This is a genomic window from Bradyrhizobium sp. Ce-3, assembly GCF_022835695.1.
Classification (GTDB): domain Bacteria; phylum Pseudomonadota; class Alphaproteobacteria; order Rhizobiales; family Xanthobacteraceae; genus Bradyrhizobium.
In genome coordinates, this window is record NZ_BQUV01000012.1 from 121618 (window position 1) to 140141 (window position 18524).

General features: G+C 63.7%; 14 protein-coding genes and 1 pseudogene. 14 read left to right on the forward strand and 1 reads right to left on the reverse strand.

Annotated features, from left to right (window positions below):
- Positions 1-32 precede the first annotated feature (32 nt).
- The 3 genes from rpoC to BRSPCE3_RS33040 all read left to right on the forward strand — a co-directional run bounded on the left by rpoC (position 33) and on the right by BRSPCE3_RS33040 (position 8749).
- Positions 33-4235, forward strand: coding sequence for a DNA-directed RNA polymerase subunit beta' (gene rpoC / locus BRSPCE3_RS33030; protein ID WP_244070869.1), 4203 nt, complete (start codon positions 33-35; stop codon positions 4233-4235).
- 180 nt (positions 4236-4415) lie between these two features.
- A complete protein-coding gene (locus BRSPCE3_RS33035) occupies positions 4416-6476 on the forward strand; it encodes an FAD-dependent oxidoreductase (RefSeq protein WP_244070871.1) in 2061 nt (686 codons plus the stop codon).
- Positions 6477-6715: 239 nt separating this feature from the next.
- Positions 6716-8749, forward strand: coding sequence for an ABC transporter ATP-binding protein (locus BRSPCE3_RS33040; RefSeq protein ID WP_244070873.1), 2034 nt, complete (start codon positions 6716-6718; stop codon positions 8747-8749).
- Here the strand turns inward: BRSPCE3_RS33040 and BRSPCE3_RS33045 are convergent.
- Positions 8668-9999 (reverse strand): annotated as a pseudogene (locus tag BRSPCE3_RS33045) (FAD-dependent oxidoreductase). The gene BRSPCE3_RS33040 and the pseudogene BRSPCE3_RS33045 sit on opposite strands and share 82 nt — an antisense overlap.
- Before the next feature lie 701 nt (positions 10000-10700).
- Between BRSPCE3_RS33045 and rpsL the strand changes: the two are divergent.
- The 11 genes from rpsL (at position 10701) to rplV (ending at position 18512) form a co-directional block, all read left to right on the forward strand.
- Entirely contained in the window at positions 10701-11072 is a 372-nt protein-coding gene (gene rpsL, locus BRSPCE3_RS33050; protein ID WP_028168167.1) for a 30S ribosomal protein S12, read from the forward strand.
- A 15-nt stretch (positions 11073-11087) separates the two neighbouring features.
- Positions 11088-11558, forward strand: coding sequence for a 30S ribosomal protein S7 (gene rpsG, locus BRSPCE3_RS33055; protein ID WP_021081660.1), 471 nt, complete (start codon positions 11088-11090; stop codon positions 11556-11558).
- A 31-nt stretch (positions 11559-11589) separates the two neighbouring features.
- Complete coding sequence (gene fusA / locus BRSPCE3_RS33060; RefSeq protein WP_244070877.1) at positions 11590-13662, forward strand: elongation factor G; 2073 nt, start codon at positions 11590-11592, stop codon at positions 13660-13662.
- 40 nt (positions 13663-13702) lie between these two features.
- Positions 13703-14893: an elongation factor Tu gene (gene tuf / locus BRSPCE3_RS33065; protein ID WP_244070879.1), complete on the forward strand. Its 1191-nt coding sequence runs from the start codon at positions 13703-13705 to the stop codon at positions 14891-14893.
- 84 nt (positions 14894-14977) lie between these two features.
- Positions 14978-15286, forward strand: coding sequence for a 30S ribosomal protein S10 (gene rpsJ / locus BRSPCE3_RS33070; RefSeq protein WP_002712302.1), 309 nt, complete (start codon positions 14978-14980; stop codon positions 15284-15286).
- A 54-nt stretch (positions 15287-15340) separates the two neighbouring features.
- Positions 15341-16060, forward strand: a complete 720-nt coding sequence (gene rplC, locus BRSPCE3_RS33075; RefSeq protein WP_244070881.1) for a 50S ribosomal protein L3 — start codon at positions 15341-15343, stop codon at positions 16058-16060.
- 1 nt (position 16061) lies between these two features.
- Complete coding sequence (gene rplD / locus BRSPCE3_RS33080) at positions 16062-16682, forward strand: 50S ribosomal protein L4 (RefSeq protein ID WP_074126941.1); 621 nt, start codon at positions 16062-16064, stop codon at positions 16680-16682.
- The gene (locus BRSPCE3_RS33085; protein WP_244070883.1) at positions 16679-16978 is read left to right on the forward strand and encodes a 50S ribosomal protein L23; all 300 of its coding nucleotides are present in this window, start codon (positions 16679-16681) and stop codon (positions 16976-16978) included. The genes rplD and BRSPCE3_RS33085 overlap by 4 nt, the downstream gene beginning before the upstream one ends.
- A 12-nt stretch (positions 16979-16990) precedes the next feature.
- On the forward strand, positions 16991-17824 hold the full coding sequence (gene rplB / locus BRSPCE3_RS33090) for a 50S ribosomal protein L2 (protein WP_024578573.1): 834 nt from the start codon (positions 16991-16993) through the stop codon (positions 17822-17824).
- Between the two features lie 12 nt (positions 17825-17836).
- The gene (gene rpsS / locus BRSPCE3_RS33095; protein WP_018272137.1) at positions 17837-18115 is read left to right on the forward strand and encodes a 30S ribosomal protein S19; all 279 of its coding nucleotides are present in this window, start codon (positions 17837-17839) and stop codon (positions 18113-18115) included.
- Positions 18116-18125: 10 nt separating this feature from the next.
- On the forward strand, positions 18126-18512 hold the full coding sequence (gene rplV, locus BRSPCE3_RS33100; RefSeq protein WP_018272136.1) for a 50S ribosomal protein L22: 387 nt from the start codon (positions 18126-18128) through the stop codon (positions 18510-18512).
- Positions 18513-18524: the final 12 nt, after the last annotated feature.

Here is an 18524-nt window from a genome sequence, read left to right on the forward strand (position 1 = left end):
GCCGGTGACGACCGGCACGCGAGGAGAAGACCATGAATCAAGAGATTATGAATCTTTTCAATCCGACGACGCCGGCCCAGGTCTTCGACCAGATCCGGATTTCGATCGCGTCTCCGGAGAAGATTCTGTCCTGGTCCTACGGCGAGATCAAGAAGCCGGAGACCATCAACTACCGCACCTTCAAGCCGGAGCGTGACGGCCTGTTCTGCGCGCGCATCTTCGGGCCGATCAAGGACTACGAGTGCCTGTGCGGCAAGTACAAGCGGATGAAGTACAAGGGCATCATCTGCGAGAAGTGCTCGGTCGAGGTGACGCTGTCGCGCGTCCGGCGCGAGCGCATGGGCCATATCGAGCTGGCGGCCCCGGTCGCTCACATCTGGTTCCTGAAGTCGCTGCCGTCGCGCATCGGCCTCTTGCTCGACATGACGCTGAAGGATCTCGAGCGGATCCTGTACTTCGAATATTACGTCGTGCTCGAGCCGGGTCTCACCGCGCTGAAGGACCGTCAGCTGCTGTCGGAAGACGAGTATCTGAAGGCGCAGGACGAGTACGGCCAGGACAGCTTCACCGCCATGATCGGCGCGGAAGCGATCCGCGAGTTGCTCAAGGGACTCGAGCTCGAAAAGCTCGAGGCGACGCTGCGTGCCGACATGGCGGAGACCGACTCCGACATCAAGCACAAGAAGCTCGCCAAGCGTCTGAAGATCGTCGAGGCGTTCCGCGTCTCCGGCAACAAGCCGGAATGGATGATCATGACGGTGGTGCCGGTGATTCCGCCGGACCTGCGTCCGCTGGTGCCGCTCGACGGCGGCCGGTTCGCGACCTCTGACCTCAACGACCTGTATCGCCGCGTCATCAACCGCAACAACCGCTTGAAGCGGCTGATGGAGCTGCGTGCGCCGGACATCATCATCCGCAACGAAAAGCGCATGCTGCAGGAGGCCGTCGACGCGCTGTTCGACAACGGCCGCCGCGGCCGCGTCATCACGGGTGCCAACAAGCGCCCGCTGAAGTCGCTCGCCGACATGCTGAAGGGCAAGCAGGGCCGGTTCCGTCAGAACCTGCTCGGCAAGCGCGTCGACTATTCGGGCCGTTCGGTGATCGTGGTCGGTCCCGAGCTGCGCCTGCATCAGTGCGGCCTGCCGAAGAAGATGGCGCTCGAGCTTTTCAAGCCGTTCATCTACTCGCGGCTCGACGCCAAGGGTCTGTCCACCACGGTGAAGCAGGCCAAGAAGCTGGTCGAGAAGGAGCGTCCGGAGGTCTGGGATATCCTCGATGAGGTGATCCGCGAGCATCCGGTGCTGCTGAACCGCGCGCCGACGCTGCATCGGTTGGGCATCCAGGCGTTCGAGCCGGTGCTGATCGAAGGCAAGGCGATCCAGCTGCATCCGCTGGTCTGCGCCGCCTTCAACGCCGACTTCGACGGCGACCAGATGGCCGTGCACGTTCCGCTGTCGCTCGAAGCGCAGCTGGAAGCGCGCGTCCTGATGATGTCGACCAACAACATCCTGCATCCGGCGAACGGCCAGCCGATCATCGTGCCGTCGCAGGACATCGTGCTCGGTCTCTACTACGTCTCGATCATGCGTGAAGGCCTGCCCGGCGAGGGCAAGATCTTCGGCGACATGGCCGAGCTCGAGCACGCCCTGCATTCGAAGGTCATCCACCTCCACACCAAGATCAAGTACCGGTGGGAAGGCATGGACGAGGAAGGCAAGATGTCGAAGCGGTGGATCGAAACCACCGCCGGCCGCGTCATGCTCGGCAACCTGCTGCCGAAGAGCACCAAGATCTCGTACGACATCATCAACAAGCTGATGACCAAGCGCGAGATCTCCGGCGTGATCGATCAGGTCTACCGGCACTGCGGTCAGAAGGAGACGGTGATCTTCTGCGACCGCATCATGGCGCTCGGCTTCTACAACGCCTTCAAGGCTGGCATCTCGTTCGGCAAGGACGACATGGTCGTGCCGGCGTCGAAGTGGAAGATCGTGGACCAGACCCGTACGCTGGCGAAGGATTTCGAGCAGCAGTACAATGACGGCCTGATCACCCATGGCGAGAAGTACAACAAGGTCGTCGACGCCTGGTCGAAGGCCGGTGAAGAAGTCGCCAAGGCGATGATGAAGGAGATCTCGTCGACCAAGAAGACGGCGGCGGGCGCGGACGCCGACATCAACTCGATCTACATGATGGCGCACTCCGGTGCGCGTGGTTCGCCGGCCCAGATGCGCCAGCTCGCCGGCATGCGCGGCCTGATGGCCAAGCCGTCGGGCGAGATCATCGAGACGCCGATCATTTCCAACTTCAAGGAAGGTCTGTCGGTGCTCGAGTACTTCAACTCGACCCACGGCGCCCGCAAGGGCCTCGCGGACACCGCGTTGAAGACCGCGAACTCGGGCTACCTGACCCGGCGTCTGGTCGACGTCGCGCAGGACTGCATCATCACGCAGACCGACTGCGGCACCACGCTCGGCATCAAGATGCGCGCCATCGTCGACGCCGGCACGGTCGTTGCCTCGCTCGGCTCGCGCATCCTGGGCCGTACGGCCTGCGATGACGTGCGCGATCCCGCCACCAACGAGGTGATCATCAAGCGTGACACCTTGATGGAGGAGAGCCACGTCGACGCGATCCAGCAGGCCGGCATCCAGGAAGTGAAGATCCGCTCGGCGCTGACCTGCGAGCTGATCAACGGCATCTGCGCCAAGTGCTACGGCCGCGACCTAGCCCGCGGCACCCCGGTCAACCACGGTGAGGCCGTCGGCGTCATCGCGGCACAGTCGATCGGTGAGCCGGGCACGCAGCTGACGATGCGCACGTTCCACATCGGCGGCGCCGCCCAGCTCAACGAGCAGTCGTTCGTCGAATCGAACTTCGACGGCAAGATCGTGATCAGGAACAAGGCGATCGCCCGCAACAGCGAAGGCAGCCTGATCGCGATGGTACGCAACATGGTCGTTGCGATCGTCGATGCCGACGGCACCGAGCGTGCAACCCACCGTATTCAGTACGGTTCGAAGATGCACGTCGACGAAGGCGACACCGTCAAGCGCGGCCAGCGCATCGCCGAGTGGGATCCCTACACCCGCCCGGTGCTCACCGAAGTCGAGGGCACGATCGGGTTCGAGGACCTGGTCGAAGGCCAGTCGATCTCGGAAACGCTCGACGAATCGACCGGTATCGCCAAGCGCGTGGTCATCGACTGGCGCACGACGCGCGGCGGTTCGGACCTGCGTCCGGCCATCGTGGTCAAGGGCAAGGACGGCAAGGTGCTCAAGCTCGCACGTGGCGGTGATGCCCGCTACATGCTGTCGGTCGACGCCATTCTGTCGGTGGACATCAATGCGAAGGTGATGCCGGGCGATATCCTGGCGCGTATCTCGACCGAGAGCGCCAAGACGCGTGACATCACCGGCGGTCTGCCGCGGGTGGCGGAACTGTTCGAGGCTCGCAAGCCGAAGGATGCGGCGATCATCGCGGAGACCGCGGGAACGATCCGCTTCGGCCGCGACTACAAGAACAAGCGCCGCATCTCGATCGAGCCGATGGATAAGACCGAGGAGCCGCGCGAGTACCTGATCCCGAAGGGCAAGCACATCCACCTTCAGGACGGCGATATCGTCGAAAAGGGCGATTTCATCGTCGAAGGCAATCCGGCGCCGCACGACATCCTGGCGATCAAGGGCATCGAGGAGCTCGCTGCCTATCTCGTCAACGAAATCCAGGAGGTCTACCGGTTGCAGGGCGTGCTCATCAACGACAAGCACATCGAGGTGATTGTCCGTCAGATGCTGCAGAAGGTCGAGGTCACCGATCAGGGCGACACCGACATGATCTCCGGCGAGCAGGTCGACAAGATCGAGTTCGACGCGCTCAACACCAAGGCCAAGGAGGAGGGCAAGAAGCCCGCCACGGGTACGCCGGTTCTGCTCGGCATCACCAAGGCGAGCTTGCAGACCCGCTCGTTCTTCTCGGCGGCGTCGTTCCAGGAGACCACGCGCGTGCTCACCGAGGCGGCCGTTAACGGCAAGATCGATCCGCTCGAGGGCCTCAAGGAGAACGTCATCGTCGGCCGCCTGATCCCGGCCGGCACCGGCGCCTCGATGGCGCGGATCCGCGAAGTCGCGGTCAAGCGCGACAAGCTGATCCTCGACGAGCGCGAGAAGCAGCAGGCGGCGATCGTGCCGACGGCTCCGGAAGCGGAACCGCTGGCGCTGCCGCCCGCGGAATAGGCATCCGCAAGACTACGGATATGGCGAGAAGGCCGGCGTTTAGCCGGCCTTTTTGCTGCTTTCTTTCCCTGCTGCGGTGCAGGGACGCAGTTTGTTCATCTTTCCTTCAGGCAAAAAAGTGCTTTTGCTAAGGTGACTTAGACCGGCCGTTTGGCTCGCGCCGGAGACGACGGAATCGATATGCTCGACTTGGCTATTGTAGGCGGCGGCCCCGGGGGGCTGATGAGCGCCTGGTATCTGAAGCGCAAACTCGGCGACCTCTGCCGCATCACCATCTTCGAGGCGTCGAACCGCCTCGGCGGCAAGATCGTCACGCGCAAATTCGACAGCGCGCCGGCGATGTACGAGGCCGGCGTTGCCGAGATCTACGACTACTCGATGACGGGCCCTGACCCGCTGCGCGAGCTGATCCAGCATTTCGGTCTGCAGACGATCCCGATGGACGCCGAGCAGGTGCAGCTCGATGGCGAGCTGCTCGCTGACGTTCCCGGCATGCGCCGCAAATACGGCGCGAAGACCGCAGCCGCGATCGAGGCGTTCCGCAAGCGCTGCAGCGAGCTGGTATCGCCGCACGAATATTACGAGGGCATCGGATCTCACGACAACGAGCATCCGTGGGCCTACAAGACCGCCGAGCAGGTCCTCGACGAGGAGGTCGAAGACGCGACCGCGAAGCGCTTCTTCAAGGTGATGGCGCGTTCCGATCTCGCGACCGAGAGCCACAACACCAACGGCCTCAACGCGCTGAAGAACTACGTGATGGATGTCGACGGCTATATCGGGCTGTACTCGATCCAGAACGGCAACGAGCAGCTGATCGATTGCCTGCGCTCGGAAGTCAGCGCCGACATCCAGCTCAACCACCGCGTCCTCAAGGTCGGCAAGACGGCCAGCGGCCGCTACCAGCTCAACATGATGAACGGCAAGGGGCCGGAGACGCGTGACTTCGATCTCGTGCTGGTCTGCCTGCCGCACTCCTGGCTCGCGACCATGCGCTGGGACGGCGAACAGCTGCGCAAATCGATGGTCAAGCACGTCGCCTATTTCGACCGTCCCGCGCACTATCTGCGGGTCTCGATCCTGTTCGACGAGCCGTTCTGGGGCGAGAAGATCCCGGGCGCCTGGTTCATGTCGGAAGCGTTCGGCGGCTGCTGCGTCTACAACGAAGGCGCGCGCCACGATGTCGGCAAGCATGGCGTGCTGAACTGGCTGATCGCGGGCTCCGATGCGCTCGCCTTCGCCAATCTCAGCGACCAGGAGCTGATCGACGCCGCGCTGAAGACGCTGCCGGCCTCGCTCGGCGATGCGCGCGCGCATTTCCTCGAGGGCAAGACCCATCGCTGGCTGTCGTCGGTCAACGCGCTGCCGGGCGGCCTGCCGGTGCGCGACGTCATGACCAATCACCGCCCCGAGCCGAAGGAGCATCCCGGCATCGTGGTGGTCGGCGACTATCTGTTCGATTCGACGCTGAACGGGCTGCTCGATTCCTCCGATGCCGCGACCGACATCATCGTCACCGAGATGATGCGGCTGCGCCGCAGCCGCGCGCAGGACGAAAGTTCGCTGTCCGACAAGATCGACCGCAGCTATTTCGAGAATTATCGCGGCGTCGGCCCCTACAGCGAAGCCTGGCGCACCTTCACCGACCCGGCCTATCTGACGGATCTGATCAAGACGGTGTGGGGCAGGGCGAAGGGCTACAAGCTTTTGATCGCAGGCTCGGCCAGCGGCGAGCTGGTCGGCGCGCTGCGCGAGCGGGGCATCGATGCCTGGGGCATCGAGAACAACCGCTACATCCACGGCAAGACGCCGAAGGCGCTGAAGAAGTACAACAAGCTCGGCTCGGTCGCCGACATGCCGTTCAAGGACAACGAGTTCGACTTCGTGTTCGAGACCTCGCTGTGCCATCTCGGCGAAAAGCAGGTGGTGCGCGGCGTGCGCGAGCTCAATCGTGTCGTCAAGACCGGTGTCGTGTTCGCGTCGGTGACCTCGGACATGGCGCCGGCGGTGATCGATCGCTACGACCTGCTGCGCGGGGTGAAGAAGCTCGGCACCTGGTGGGAGTGGTCGGAACTGTTCTTCGGCAACGGCTTCGACCTGTCGATGCATCGCCGCGACTGCACCGACGCGCTGTGGACGCTGACGCTGGCCGCCAACAAGGGGCCGGGGCAGTGGTACGCCGACTCCGACAGCCTGCGCTATTCGTTCTTCGACAAGGTCGAAGCCGACCTCGACGACTAACGGCGCCGGCTGACCGCGCCGACCGACGACACCGGGCGCAAGGCGATCGGCCTTGCGTCAACCAATCGTCAAACGGCAGCCGCGCTGTGATCGCGAATCCACGGCGACCTTGTGGTCGCGTGCCGCGCGCGCCAAACGCTTTGCCGAATTCATTGTGATCGCATAGGATTGTACCGGCAGCGTTATCGGCTGCGGTTTCGATTTGCGGTCATGCCGGCCGTGGAGCAACGGTTGGTTTCATGGCGCCAAAACCTCCTGCATCAGACGATCCGACGCGAGCGGCGGCTGACGATCCCGAGCTGAAGAAGCCCGCGGTCGTGGCCGGTCCGCCAGCGCCAGCCGCCTCCGCGAAGCCCGCCGCTGCGCCCGCTGACGACGACGAGGATGAGGACGACGAGTTCGAGCTCGACGACGATGATGACGAGGACCTCGTCGTCTTCACCGCCAAGGAAGCCGCCGGCGCGCTCTCCACGATCTTCGGCTTCGTCAGGCCGATCCTGACGAACTACAAGAAGCCGCTCGCCTTCGTCGCCTTCGGCGTGCTGGTCGAGACGTTGTTCAACGTCATCATGCCGCTCAGCCTGAAATTCCTGATCGACGACGCGCTCGGCGAGGAGGACTTCCAGGCCCTCTACAAGATCCTCGGCGTGCTCGCGGTGGCCGGCATCGTCACCTCGATCATCGCGGTCTGGTACGAGCGCTGGGATGCGCGGCTCGGCGCCGGCATCATCGCCGACGTCCGGACGCGGATCTTCGACCACGTCCAGAACCTGCCCTCGGCCTATTTCGCGCGCACCAAGCGCGGCGAGATCTTGTCCCGCTTCTCGATCGACCTCTCGGCCTTCGAGGGCTCGGTCAAGACCTTCGCCAACAGCGCGGCGCTGCCGGGCCTCGAGTTGATCGCCGGCATCATCCTGATGCTGTTCCTGAACTGGCAGCTCGCCGTGGTCGCCTTGCTGGTGTTTCCGATCACGCTGATCGGGCCGCGCATCCTGACGCCGAAGGCGGTGCAGGCCAATTACGAGCAGAAGCAGAACGAAGCCGCGCTGCTCGGAATGGTGCAGGAGAACGTCGCCGCGCAGGCGGTGGTGAAGGCGTTCAATCTGCAGCGCCGGGCGCTCGGCTGGTTCACGCTGCGCAACCGCGACGTGCGCGCCAAGGCCGCCTCGGCCATGTTCCTGTCGACCATGGTGGAGCGCACCGTCACCATCGCGGTGCTGCTGCTCCACCTCGTGGTGCTGGCGATCGGCGCCTATCTCGCGACCAAGGGGCAGATCACGGTCGGCACCTTTGTGACCTTCGAGAGCGCATTCTGGGAGGTGTCGTACAACATCGCCCATCTCATGCATTTCATCCCGGTCTCGATCCAGTCGGCGGCGGCGGTGCGGCACATCCAGGAGCTGCTCGAAGAGCCGACCCGCGGCGCCGACCGTCCCGGCGCGCCGGATCTGCCGCGCATCACCAACGACATCTCGTTCGATCGCGTCACCTTCCAGTATGAGGGGGCGCAGACGCCGGTGCTCGACAATCTCAGCCTCAAGCTCAACGCCGGCAAGAGCATCGCGATCGTCGGTCCCAGCGGCTCCGGCAAGAGCACGCTGATCAACCTGATCCTGCGGCTCTACGTGCCGGACGAAGGCCGCGTCGCCATCGACGGCGTCGACATCCGCCGGGTGACACGGGAATCGCTGCGCGCCAGCATGGCGGTCGTGTTCCAGGAGAACATGCTGTTCAACATGTCGATCCGCGAGAACATCCGGCTCGGCAAGGAGGGGGCCACCGACGCGGAAGTCGAGGACGCCGCCAAGAAGGCCGAGATCCATCGCTACATCATGAGCCTGCCGCAGCGCTACGACACGCCGGTCGGCGAGCGCGGCGACACCCTGTCCGGCGGCCAGCGCCAGCGCATCGCGATCGCGCGCGCGATCATCCGCAACCCGTCGGTGCTGCTGCTCGACGAGGCGACCTCGGCGCTCGACCAGACCACGGAGGCGGCGATCAACCGCACGCTGCTCAAGGTCGCCGAGGGCCGCACCATGATCTGGTCGACGCACCGCCTGACCTCGGTGGTCGAGATGGACGAGATCATCGTGATCTCCGGCGGCCGGGCGATCGAGCGCGGCTCGCACGCGGAGCTGCTGGCGCAGGGCGGCGTCTACCGCAAACTGTGGGACGACCAGGGGCATAAGCATCACGACGCCGACGACGAGGATGACGACGACGCGGACGATGATGAAGACGACGAGGATGAGGACGAAGACGAGGAGGCGTGACGCGCACGCCGCCTTGCCGGTCCCGGTCGGGCGCCAGTTTACACCCTGTCCGCCGCGTGCGGATGCTGCCGGAAGCGACTGGCCGGCCGTGCCGCTGATGCGGCCGCCGGCGGGCTGTACAGACGGCGCAGCCAGCCGCGGCCGAGATAGCCGAGGAAGCGCGCCCAGCGCTGGGCTTGCCAGTAGGGCGTGGTGCCGATCGAGACCTGGCGGAAGTCGAACGCCTTGGCGTTCGACCAGGCGTCGCATTCGGTCTTGACCGGATCGTCGTAGAACGCGGTGATCTTCTCCTCACCCATGCCGTCGGTCGACAGCCAGGCCGGGATATGGACGTTGCAGAGCTGGGCGACGTCGGTGAACACCTTGTCGGTCCCGGTGCCGGTGACCGGGCAGGTGCTGGCGAAGGCATCTCCGACCAGCGCGACGCCGGCCTGCCGATAGCCGGTGCTGACATAGACGTCCGCGGGCCTGATCTTGATGTCGCCGGCGACGTCGAACTCGCCGGTCAGCCGGCGCAGCCGCGGCAGCGCGGCGTTCAGCGTCTCGACCGGATTGCGGCGCATGGCCCGCAGCCAGGGATCGTCCGCCGGGCGATAGGTGAAGAGGTTGGCGCGCATCCGGTTCCCGACCGGAAACAGCGTGATGTAGGGGATGCGGTCGCTCGGCCGCTCCGAGAAGTAGGTCATGGCCGCGAACGGGAAGGCGGGGCGGCCGACGGGCACGAAATCGAAGCCGATCGAGATCGAGTGGCAGACGCTGGTGACCAGCCGCTCGATGCCGAGCATCCGGCGCAGCCCGACATTGAGCCCGTTGGCGAGCACCACGAGGCGTCCCGAGATTTCCTCGCCGCCGGACAGCACGAGCCGCTGTCGCTCGGAGCTGGTCGCGACATTGACCACCTTGTCGCAGATGAATTCAGCCGGTGCTGCGATCTCGGCCCGAATCGCTGCGATCAGCGCGTCGTACATGATGCCGTATTGCCGGCTTGGCTGCCGGTCGAGCAGATGGCCGAATCGCGCGATCCAGTTCTCGCCGTCGAGTGTCGCCGAACGCAGCACGGATTCGGCAAGCCCGGTGCTGGCGAATCGCGCGAGCTGGAGGTCGCCGCCGATCTTTTCGACGCGGAAATCGAACGGATAGACCTGATGCGGGTCGATCACGACGGTCGGTATCCCGGCACGGCCGAGCATGGCGGCCGCGGTCGAGCCCGCAAGACCTCCGCCGATGATCGCGATGTCCGTGTACCGCATGAGGGTTTCCGTGGCCGTAGACCGCAATTTTTGCGCTGCGAATGGCAAATAAAGGCTTAGTTTCGAAGTTTGCCTTCGGGGCTAAGTTGGGGAGAGTTGTTTCTATTCTTATTTTATCCGGGTACAATACGCCATCGGGCATGTGCCCGAGATTCGGATGACGGCGAGGGGAGGCCCGTCGGCCGTCATATTTCAGGTTGCGCCGAGCGTTGGCGAAATGCGAAATCTGCAAGTGCCAGAGGCGTTTCTTTGCTTGTCGTTTTGCTTGACTTCACTATCTCTCGATTATACAAGGCGGCCACTTAACGACAGGCGGTGAGCTACGCCAGCGTCGGAACGGAACACCCGAAGGCCCTTTTTCAGGCGCCGGACGGGCACCAACCTCGACGAATGCCGCTCAAACGCTGTCGATGATAGCTAGGCAATGCCAGGACGATTTTGGTTCTCTTGAGCACGTCCTCTTGAGAGTGAATTCGGATGCATGACCTCGGTGGTGGACCGGACAGCGAACGCTGAACGGTTCGGAATCGCGGTCCTCTGTGGCGTCGATGCGCTTTCCGCTCAGCGATGGGTGGTTGGCGCGATTTCGCTTTGCGCGGGTGTTTGTTCCGCGTCGAGCGGGCCGTGCGGGGCGGCTAGTCCCGAGAAGAAATTTGCGGAGCCATTCAAGGTTTTCGCGCGAACTAAAGGGTGAAGGCTGCATGCCGACGATCAACCAGCTGATCGCAAAACCACGTGAAGTGCAGAAGTCGCGCAAGAAGGTGCCGGCGCTGCAGCAGTCGCCGCAGAAGCGCGGCGTGTGCACGCGCGTCTACACCACGACCCCGAAGAAGCCGAACTCGGCGCTTCGTAAGGTCGCCAAGGTGCGCCTGACCAACGGCTTCGAGGTGATCGGCTACATCCCGGGTGAAGGCCATAACCTTCAGGAGCACTCGGTGGTGATGATCCGCGGCGGCCGCGTCAAGGACTTGCCCGGCGTGCGCTACCACATCCTCCGCGGCGTGCTGGATACCCAGGGCGTCAAGAACCGTAAGCAGCGTCGTTCGAAGTACGGCGCGAAGCGTCCTAAGTAAGCGGGAAACGATCAGATGTCGCGTCGCCATTCTGCTGAGAAGCGTGAAGTTCTTCCGGATCCGAAGTTCGGGAACATCATCATTACGAAGTTCATGAACTCGGTGATGTACGCCGGGAAGAAGTCGGTCGCCGAAAACATCGTCTACGGTGCGCTCGGCATGATCGAGGCCAAGACCAAGCAGCCGCCGCTCGGCGTGTTCGAGCAGGCGCTCGAGAACGTGATGCCGACCATCGAGGTTCGTTCCCGCCGCGTCGGTGGTGCGACCTACCAGGTGCCGGTGGAAGTCCGCTCGGTGCGCCGTCAGGCGCTCGGCATCCGCTGGCTGATCTCGGCCGCCCGCGAGCGCAACGAGAAGACCATGACGGAGCGTCTCTCGGCGGAGCTGCTCGACGCCTCGAACAATCGCGGCAACGCGGTCAAGAAGCGTGAAGACGTGCACCGGATGGCGGAAGCCAACCGCGCGTTCTCGCACTATCGCTGGTAACGGCGAAACACGGAATTTAAGGAACAGCCTTATGCCTCGCGTTCATGCCATAGAGAACTACCGCAACTTCGGTATCATGGCGCATATCGATGCCGGCAAGACCACGACCACCGAGCGCATCCTGTATTACACCGGCAAGAGCCACAAGATCGGCGAAGTGCACGAAGGTGCCGCGACGATGGACTGGATGGAGCAGGAGCAGGAGCGTGGCATCACGATCACTTCGGCTGCGACCACCGCGTTCTGGAACGGCAAGCGCCTGAACATCATCGACACCCCCGGCCACGTCGACTTCACCATTGAAGTCGAGCGTTCGCTGCGCGTGCTCGACGGCGCCGTTTGCGTTCTCGACTCCAACCAGGGCGTCGAGCCGCAGACCGAGACCGTCTGGCGCCAGGGCGACAAGTACAAGGTTCCGCGCATCGTCTTCGCCAACAAGATGGACAAGACCGGTGCCGACTTCTTCAAGTGCCTGTCCGACATCGTCGACCGCCTCGGCGCCAAGCCGATCGCGATCCAGCTGCCGATCGGTGCCGAGAACAACTTCAAGGGTCTCGTCGACCTGGTCGTCATGAAGGGCATCGTCTGGAACGATGAATCGCTCGGCGCCAAGTTCGACTATGTCGACATCCCGGAAGACATGATCGAGCAGGCCAAGGAATATCGCGAGAAGATGGTGGAAGCCGCCGTCGAGCTCGACGACGACGCTTTGGCCGCCTTCCTCGACGGCAAGGAGCCGGACGAGGCGACCCTGAAGCGTCTGATCCGCAAGGCCGTGCTGACCGGTGCGTTCTATCCGGTGCTGTGCGGCTCCGCGTTCAAGAACAAGGGCGTGCAGCCGCTGCTCGACGCCGTGGTCGACTACCTGCCGTCGCCGATCGACGTGCCCGCGATCAAGGGCATCGATGATGACGGCAACGAAGTCATCCGCAAGGCGGATGACAAGGAGCCGCTGGCGCTGCTCGCGTTCAAGATCATGGACGACCCCTTCGTCGGCACCATCACTTTCTGCCGCATCTACTCGGGCATTCTGGCCTCGGGCACCGGCGTGGTGAACTCGACCCGCGACAAGAAGGAGCGGATCGGGCGGATGCTGCTGATGCATGCGAACAACCGCGAAGACATCAAGGAAGCCTATGCCGGCGACATCGTCGCGCTGGCGGGCCTGAAGGAAGCGCGCACCGGTGACACGCTGTGCGATCCCGACAAGCCGGTGATCCTCGAAAAGATGGAATTCCCGGAGCCGGTGATCGAAATCGCGATCGAGCCGAAGTCGAAGGCCGACCAGGAAAAGCTGGGCGTGGCGCTCGCCAAGCTCGCCGCGGAGGATCCGTCGTTCCGCGTGTCGACCGATCAGGAGTCCGGCCAGACCATTCTCAAAGGCATGGGCGAACTGCATCTCGACATCAAGGTCGACATCCTCAAGCGCACCTACAAGGTCGATGCCAACATCGGCGCGCCGCAGGTGGCGTTCCGTGAGCGCGTGACCAAGAAGGCCGAAGTCAAGTACACGCACAAGAAGCAGACCGGCGGTACCGGTCAGTTCGCCGAAGTGTCGATCGTCGTCGAGCCGAACGAGCCCGGCAAGGGCTATGAGTTCGAATCGAAGATCGTCGGCGGCGCGGTGCCGAAGGAATACATCCCCGGCGTCGAAAAGGGCCTCAACAGCGTGATGGGCTCCGGTGTCGTCGCCGGCTTCCCGGTGGTGGACGTCAAGGTGCAGCTGGTCGACGGCAAGTATCACGACGTCGACTCGTCGGCGCTGGCCTTCGAAATCGCGTCGCGGGCCGCGTTCCGCGAGGCGCTGACGAAGGGCAAGTCCGTCCTGCTCGAGCCGATCATGAAGGTCGAGGTGGTGACCCCGGAAGACTACACCGGTTCGGTCATCGGCGACCTGAATTCCCGGCGCGGCCAGATCCAGGGCCAAGACATGCGCGGCAACGCCAACGTCATCAACGCGATGGTGCCGCTCATGAACATGTTCGGTTACGTGAACAACCTGCGCTCGATGAGCCAGGGTCGCGCGACCTTCACTATGCAGTTCGATCACTACGCCGAAGCACCGGCGAACGTGTCGGCTGAAGTCCAGAAAAAGTTTGCTTGATTGTCGTTGGTTCGCAACTAACGACTGAACGGAGAGTCAAATGGCCAAAGCAAAATTCGAGCGTAACAAGCCCCACTGCAACATCGGCACCATCGGTCACGTCGACCATGGCAAGACCTCGCTGACCGCAGCGATCACCAAGGTGCTTGCAGAGACCGGCGGCGCGACGTTCACCGCCTACGACCAGATCGACAAGGCGCCGGAAGAGAAGGCGCGCGGCATCACGATCTCGACCGCTCACGTCGAGTACGAGACGAAGAATCGTCACTATGCCCACGTCGACTGCCCCGGCCACGCCGACTACGTCAAGAACATGATCACCGGTGCCGCCCAGATGGACGGCGCGATCCTGGTCGTGTCGGCTGCTGACGGCCCGATGCCGCAGACCCGCGAGCACATCCTGCTCGCCCGCCAAGTCGGCGTGCCCGCGCTCGTCGTGTTCCTCAACAAGTGCGACATGGTCGACGATCCGGAACTGCTCGAGCTCGTCGAGCTCGAAGTCCGCGAGCTGCTCTCGCGGTACGAGTTCCCGGGCGACACGATCCCGATCATCAAGGGTTCGGCGCTCGCCGCCCTCGAAGACAAGGACAAGACACTCGGCCACGACGCCATCCTCGAGCTGATGCGCAATGTCGACGAGTATATCCCGCAGCCGGAGCGCCCGATCGACCAGCCGTTCCTGATGCCGGTTGAAGACGTGTTCTCGATCTCGGGCCGCGGCACCGTCGTCACCGGCCGTGTCGAGCGCGGCATCATCAAGGTCGGCGAGGAAATCGAGATCGTCGGTATCCGCGACACCCAGAAGACCATCGTCACCGGCGTCGAAATGTTCCGCAAGCTGCTCGATCAGGGCCAGGCCGGCGACAACATCGGTGCGCTGCTCCGCGGCACCAAGCGCGAGGAAGTCGAGCGTGGCCAGGTGCTGTGCAAGCCCGGTTCGGTCAAGCCGCACACCAAGTTCAAGGCTGAGGCCTACATCCTCACCAAGGAAGAGGGCGGTCGTCACACCCCGTTCTTCACCAACTACCGTCCGCAGTTCTACTTCCGCACCACCGACGTGACCGGTGTCGTGCATCTGCCGGAAGGCACCGAGATGGTGATGCCGGGCGACAACATCGCGATGGAAGTGCACCTGATCGTGCCGATCGCGATGGAAGAGAAGCTGCGCTTCGCGATCCGCGAAGGCGGCCGCACCGTCGGCGCCGGCGTCGTCGCCGCCATCATCGAGTAAGTACGCGAATAGGGAATGGCGAGTAGCGGGTGGATCACCATTCGCTATTCGCTACTCGCCACTCACTAAAGAAAGAATCCGGCAATGAACGGCCAAAATATTCGCATCCGTCTCAAAGCGTTCGACCATCGAATCCTCGATACGTCGACCCGTGAGATCGTGAACACGGCGAAGCGCACCGGTGCGCAGGTTCGCGGACCGATTCCGCTGCCGACCCGCATCGAGAAGTTCACCGTCAACCGTTCGCCGCACGTTGACAAGAAGAGCCGCGAGCAATTCGAGATGCGCACTCACAAGCGCCTCCTCGACATTGTCGACCCGACCCCGCAGACCGTCGATGCGCTGATGAAGCTCGACCTGGCCGCCGGTGTCGACGTCGAGATCAAGCTCTAAGGTTTTGGATTTTTACGTCCGCCGCTTGCGGACAGAAAGACAGGAAGCACGCCGATGCGCTCCGGAGTGATCGCACAGAAGGTCGGGATGACGCGGGTCTTTACGGAGACCGGCGAGCATATCCCTGTGACCGTGCTGAAGTTGGGCAACTGCCAGGTGCTGGGCCACCGCACGACCGAGAAGAACGGCTATGTCGCGCTTCAGCTCGGCTCGGGCGCCCGCAAGACGGTGTACATGCCGAAGGCCGAACGCGGCCAGTTCGCGGTCGCCAAGGTCGAGCCGAAGCGCAAGGTCGCCGAGTTCCGCGTGTCCGAGGACGCGCTGATCCCGGTCGGCGCGGAAATCCAGGCGGACCATTTCGTGGTCGGCCAGTTCGTCGACGTGACCGGCACCTCGATCGGCAAGGGCTTTGCCGGCGGCATGAAGCGCTGGAATTTCGGCGGTCTGCGCGCCACCCACGGTGTGTCGATCTCGCACCGTTCGATCGGTTCGACCGGTGGCCGTCAGGACCCCGGCAAGACCTTCAAGAACAAGAAGATGCCCGGTCACATGGGCGTCGACCGCATCACCACGCTCAATCTGCGCGTGGTGCAGACCGACGTCGAGCGCGGCCTGATCCTCGTCGAAGGTGCCGTTCCCGGCTCCAAGGGCGGCTGGATCTCGGTGCGCGACGCCGTCAAGAAGCCGCTGCCGAAGGAAGCCCCGAAGCCCGGCAAGTTCAAGGTTGCCGGCGGCGAGGCTGTCGAGGCTTCGGCCGAGAAGGAGGGGGTGTGAGATGGAATTGAAAGTCACCACCCTTGAAGGCAAGGACGCTGGTTCGGTCCAGCTGTCGGACGCGATCTTCGGTCTCGAGCCGCGCGCCGACATCATTCAGCGCTGCGTGCAGTGGCAGCTGAACAAGCGTCAGGCCGGCACCCACAAGGCCCAGGGCCGCGCCGACGTCTGGCGCACCGGCAAGAAGATGTACAAGCAGAAGGGCACCGGCGGCGCCCGTCACGGCTCGGCCCGCGTGCCGCAGTTCCGCGGCGGTGGCCGTGCGTTCGGTCCGGTGGTTCGCTCCCATGCGACCGACCTGCCGAAGAAGGTGCGCGCGCTGGCGCTGAAGCATGCGCTGTCGGCCAAGGCCAAGGACGGCGGGTTGATCGTGATCGACAACGCGCAGCTCGAGGCCGCCAAGACCAAGGCGCTGCTCGGTCACTTCTCGGGTCTCGGCCTGACCAACGCGCTGATCATCGACGGCGCGGAGCTGAACAACGGTTTCGCGACCGCGGCCCGCAACATCCCGAACATCGACGTGCTGCCGATCCAGGGCATCAACGTCTACGACATTCTCCGCCGCCACAAGCTGGTGCTGACCAAGGCTGCGGTTGATGCGCTGGAGGCGCGCTTCAAATGAAGAACATCGATCCGCGCCACTACGACATCATCATCTCGCCGGTCGTGACCGAAAAGGCGACGCTCGCCTCGGAGCACAACAAGGTGCTGTTCAAGGTCGCCGCCAAGGCGACCAAGCCGCAGATCAAGGAAGCGGTCGAGAAGCTGTTCGACGTCAAGGTGAAGAGCGTCAACACCCTCGTCCGCAAGGGCAAGACCAAGGTGTTCCGCGGCAATCTCGGCTCGCAGTCGGATATCAAGCGCGCGATCGTGACCCTGGAAGAGGGCCACCGCATCGACGTGACTACCGGACTATAAGGCGCAACGACGATGGCATTGAAAACCTTTAATCCCACGACGCCGGGCCAGCGCCAGCTGGTCATGGTCGATCGTTCGGCGCTCTACAAGGGCAAGCCGGTGAAGACCCTGACCGAGGGCAAGCTCGGCAACGGCGGTCGTAACAACACCGGTCGCATCACCGTGCGCTTCCGCGGCGGCGGCCACAAGAAGGCCTACCGCACCGTCGACTTCCGCCGCGACAAGGTGGACATGCCGGCGGTCGTGGAGCGGCTCGAGTACGATCCGAACCGCACCGCGTTCATCGCGCTGATCAAGTATCAGGACGGTGAGCTGGCCTACATCCTGGCGCCGCAGCGTCTGGCCGCGGGCGACACCGTCGTCGCCGGCAACTACGTCGACGTCAAGCCGGGCAACGTCATGCCGCTCGGCAACATGCCGGTCGGCACCATCGTGCACAACATCGAGCTGAAGATCGGCAAGGGCGGCCAGCTGGCGCGCTCCGCCGGCACCTATGCCCAGATCGTCGGCCGCGACCAGGACTACGTGATCGTCCGCCTGAACTCGGGCGAGCAGCGTCTCGTGCACGGCCGTTGCCGCGGCACGATCGGCGCGGTCTCGAACCCGGATCACATGAACATCTCGATCGGCAAGGCCGGTCGTACCCGCTGGCTCGGCTGGCGTCCGCACAACCGCGGCGTCGTCATGAACCCGATCGATCACCCGCACGGCGGTGGTGAAGGTCGTACCTCGGGCGGTCGTCACCCGGTTACTCCGTGGGGCAAGCCGACCAAGGGCAAGAAGACCCGCACCAACAAGTCGACCAACAAATTCATTCTCCTCAGCCGCCACAAGCGGAAGAAGTAAGGAACGCCGGACATGGTTCGTTCAGTCTGGAAAGGCCCGTTCGTCGAGGGTTCTCTGCTCAAGAAGGCAGATGCCGCCCGTGCGTCCGGCCGTCACGACGTCATCAAGATCTGGAGCCGCCGCTCCACCATCCTGCCGCAGTTCGTCGGCCTGACCTTCGGTGTCTACAACGGCCAGAAGCATGTGCCGGTGGCGATCAACGAGGAAATGGTGGGTCACAAGTTCGGCGAGTTCTCGCCGACCCGGACCTTCCACGGCCACTCGGGCGACAAGAAAGCCAAGAAGGCTTGAGGAATAGACGATGAGCAAACCAAAGCGCGAACGTAGCCTCGCGGACAATGAGGCCAAGGCCGTCGCCCGCATGCTGCGCGTCAGCCCGCAGAAGCTGAACCTGGTGGCGCAGCTGATCCGCGGCCGCAAGGCGTCCGCTGCGCTCGCCGACCTGCAGTTCTCGCGCAAGCGGATCGCGGTCGACGTCAAGAAGTGCTTGGAATCGGCGATCGCCAACGCCGAGAACAACCATGACCTCGATGTCGACGATCTCGTCGTTGCCGAGGCGCATGTCGGCAACGGCATCGTGATGAAGCGTTTTGCTCCGCGCGGCCGTGGCCGTTCGGGCCGTGTGTTCAAACCGTTCTCGCACCTGACCATCGTGGTTCGTCAGGTCGAGGCCGAGGCAAGCGCCTAAGAAGGGCGCAGG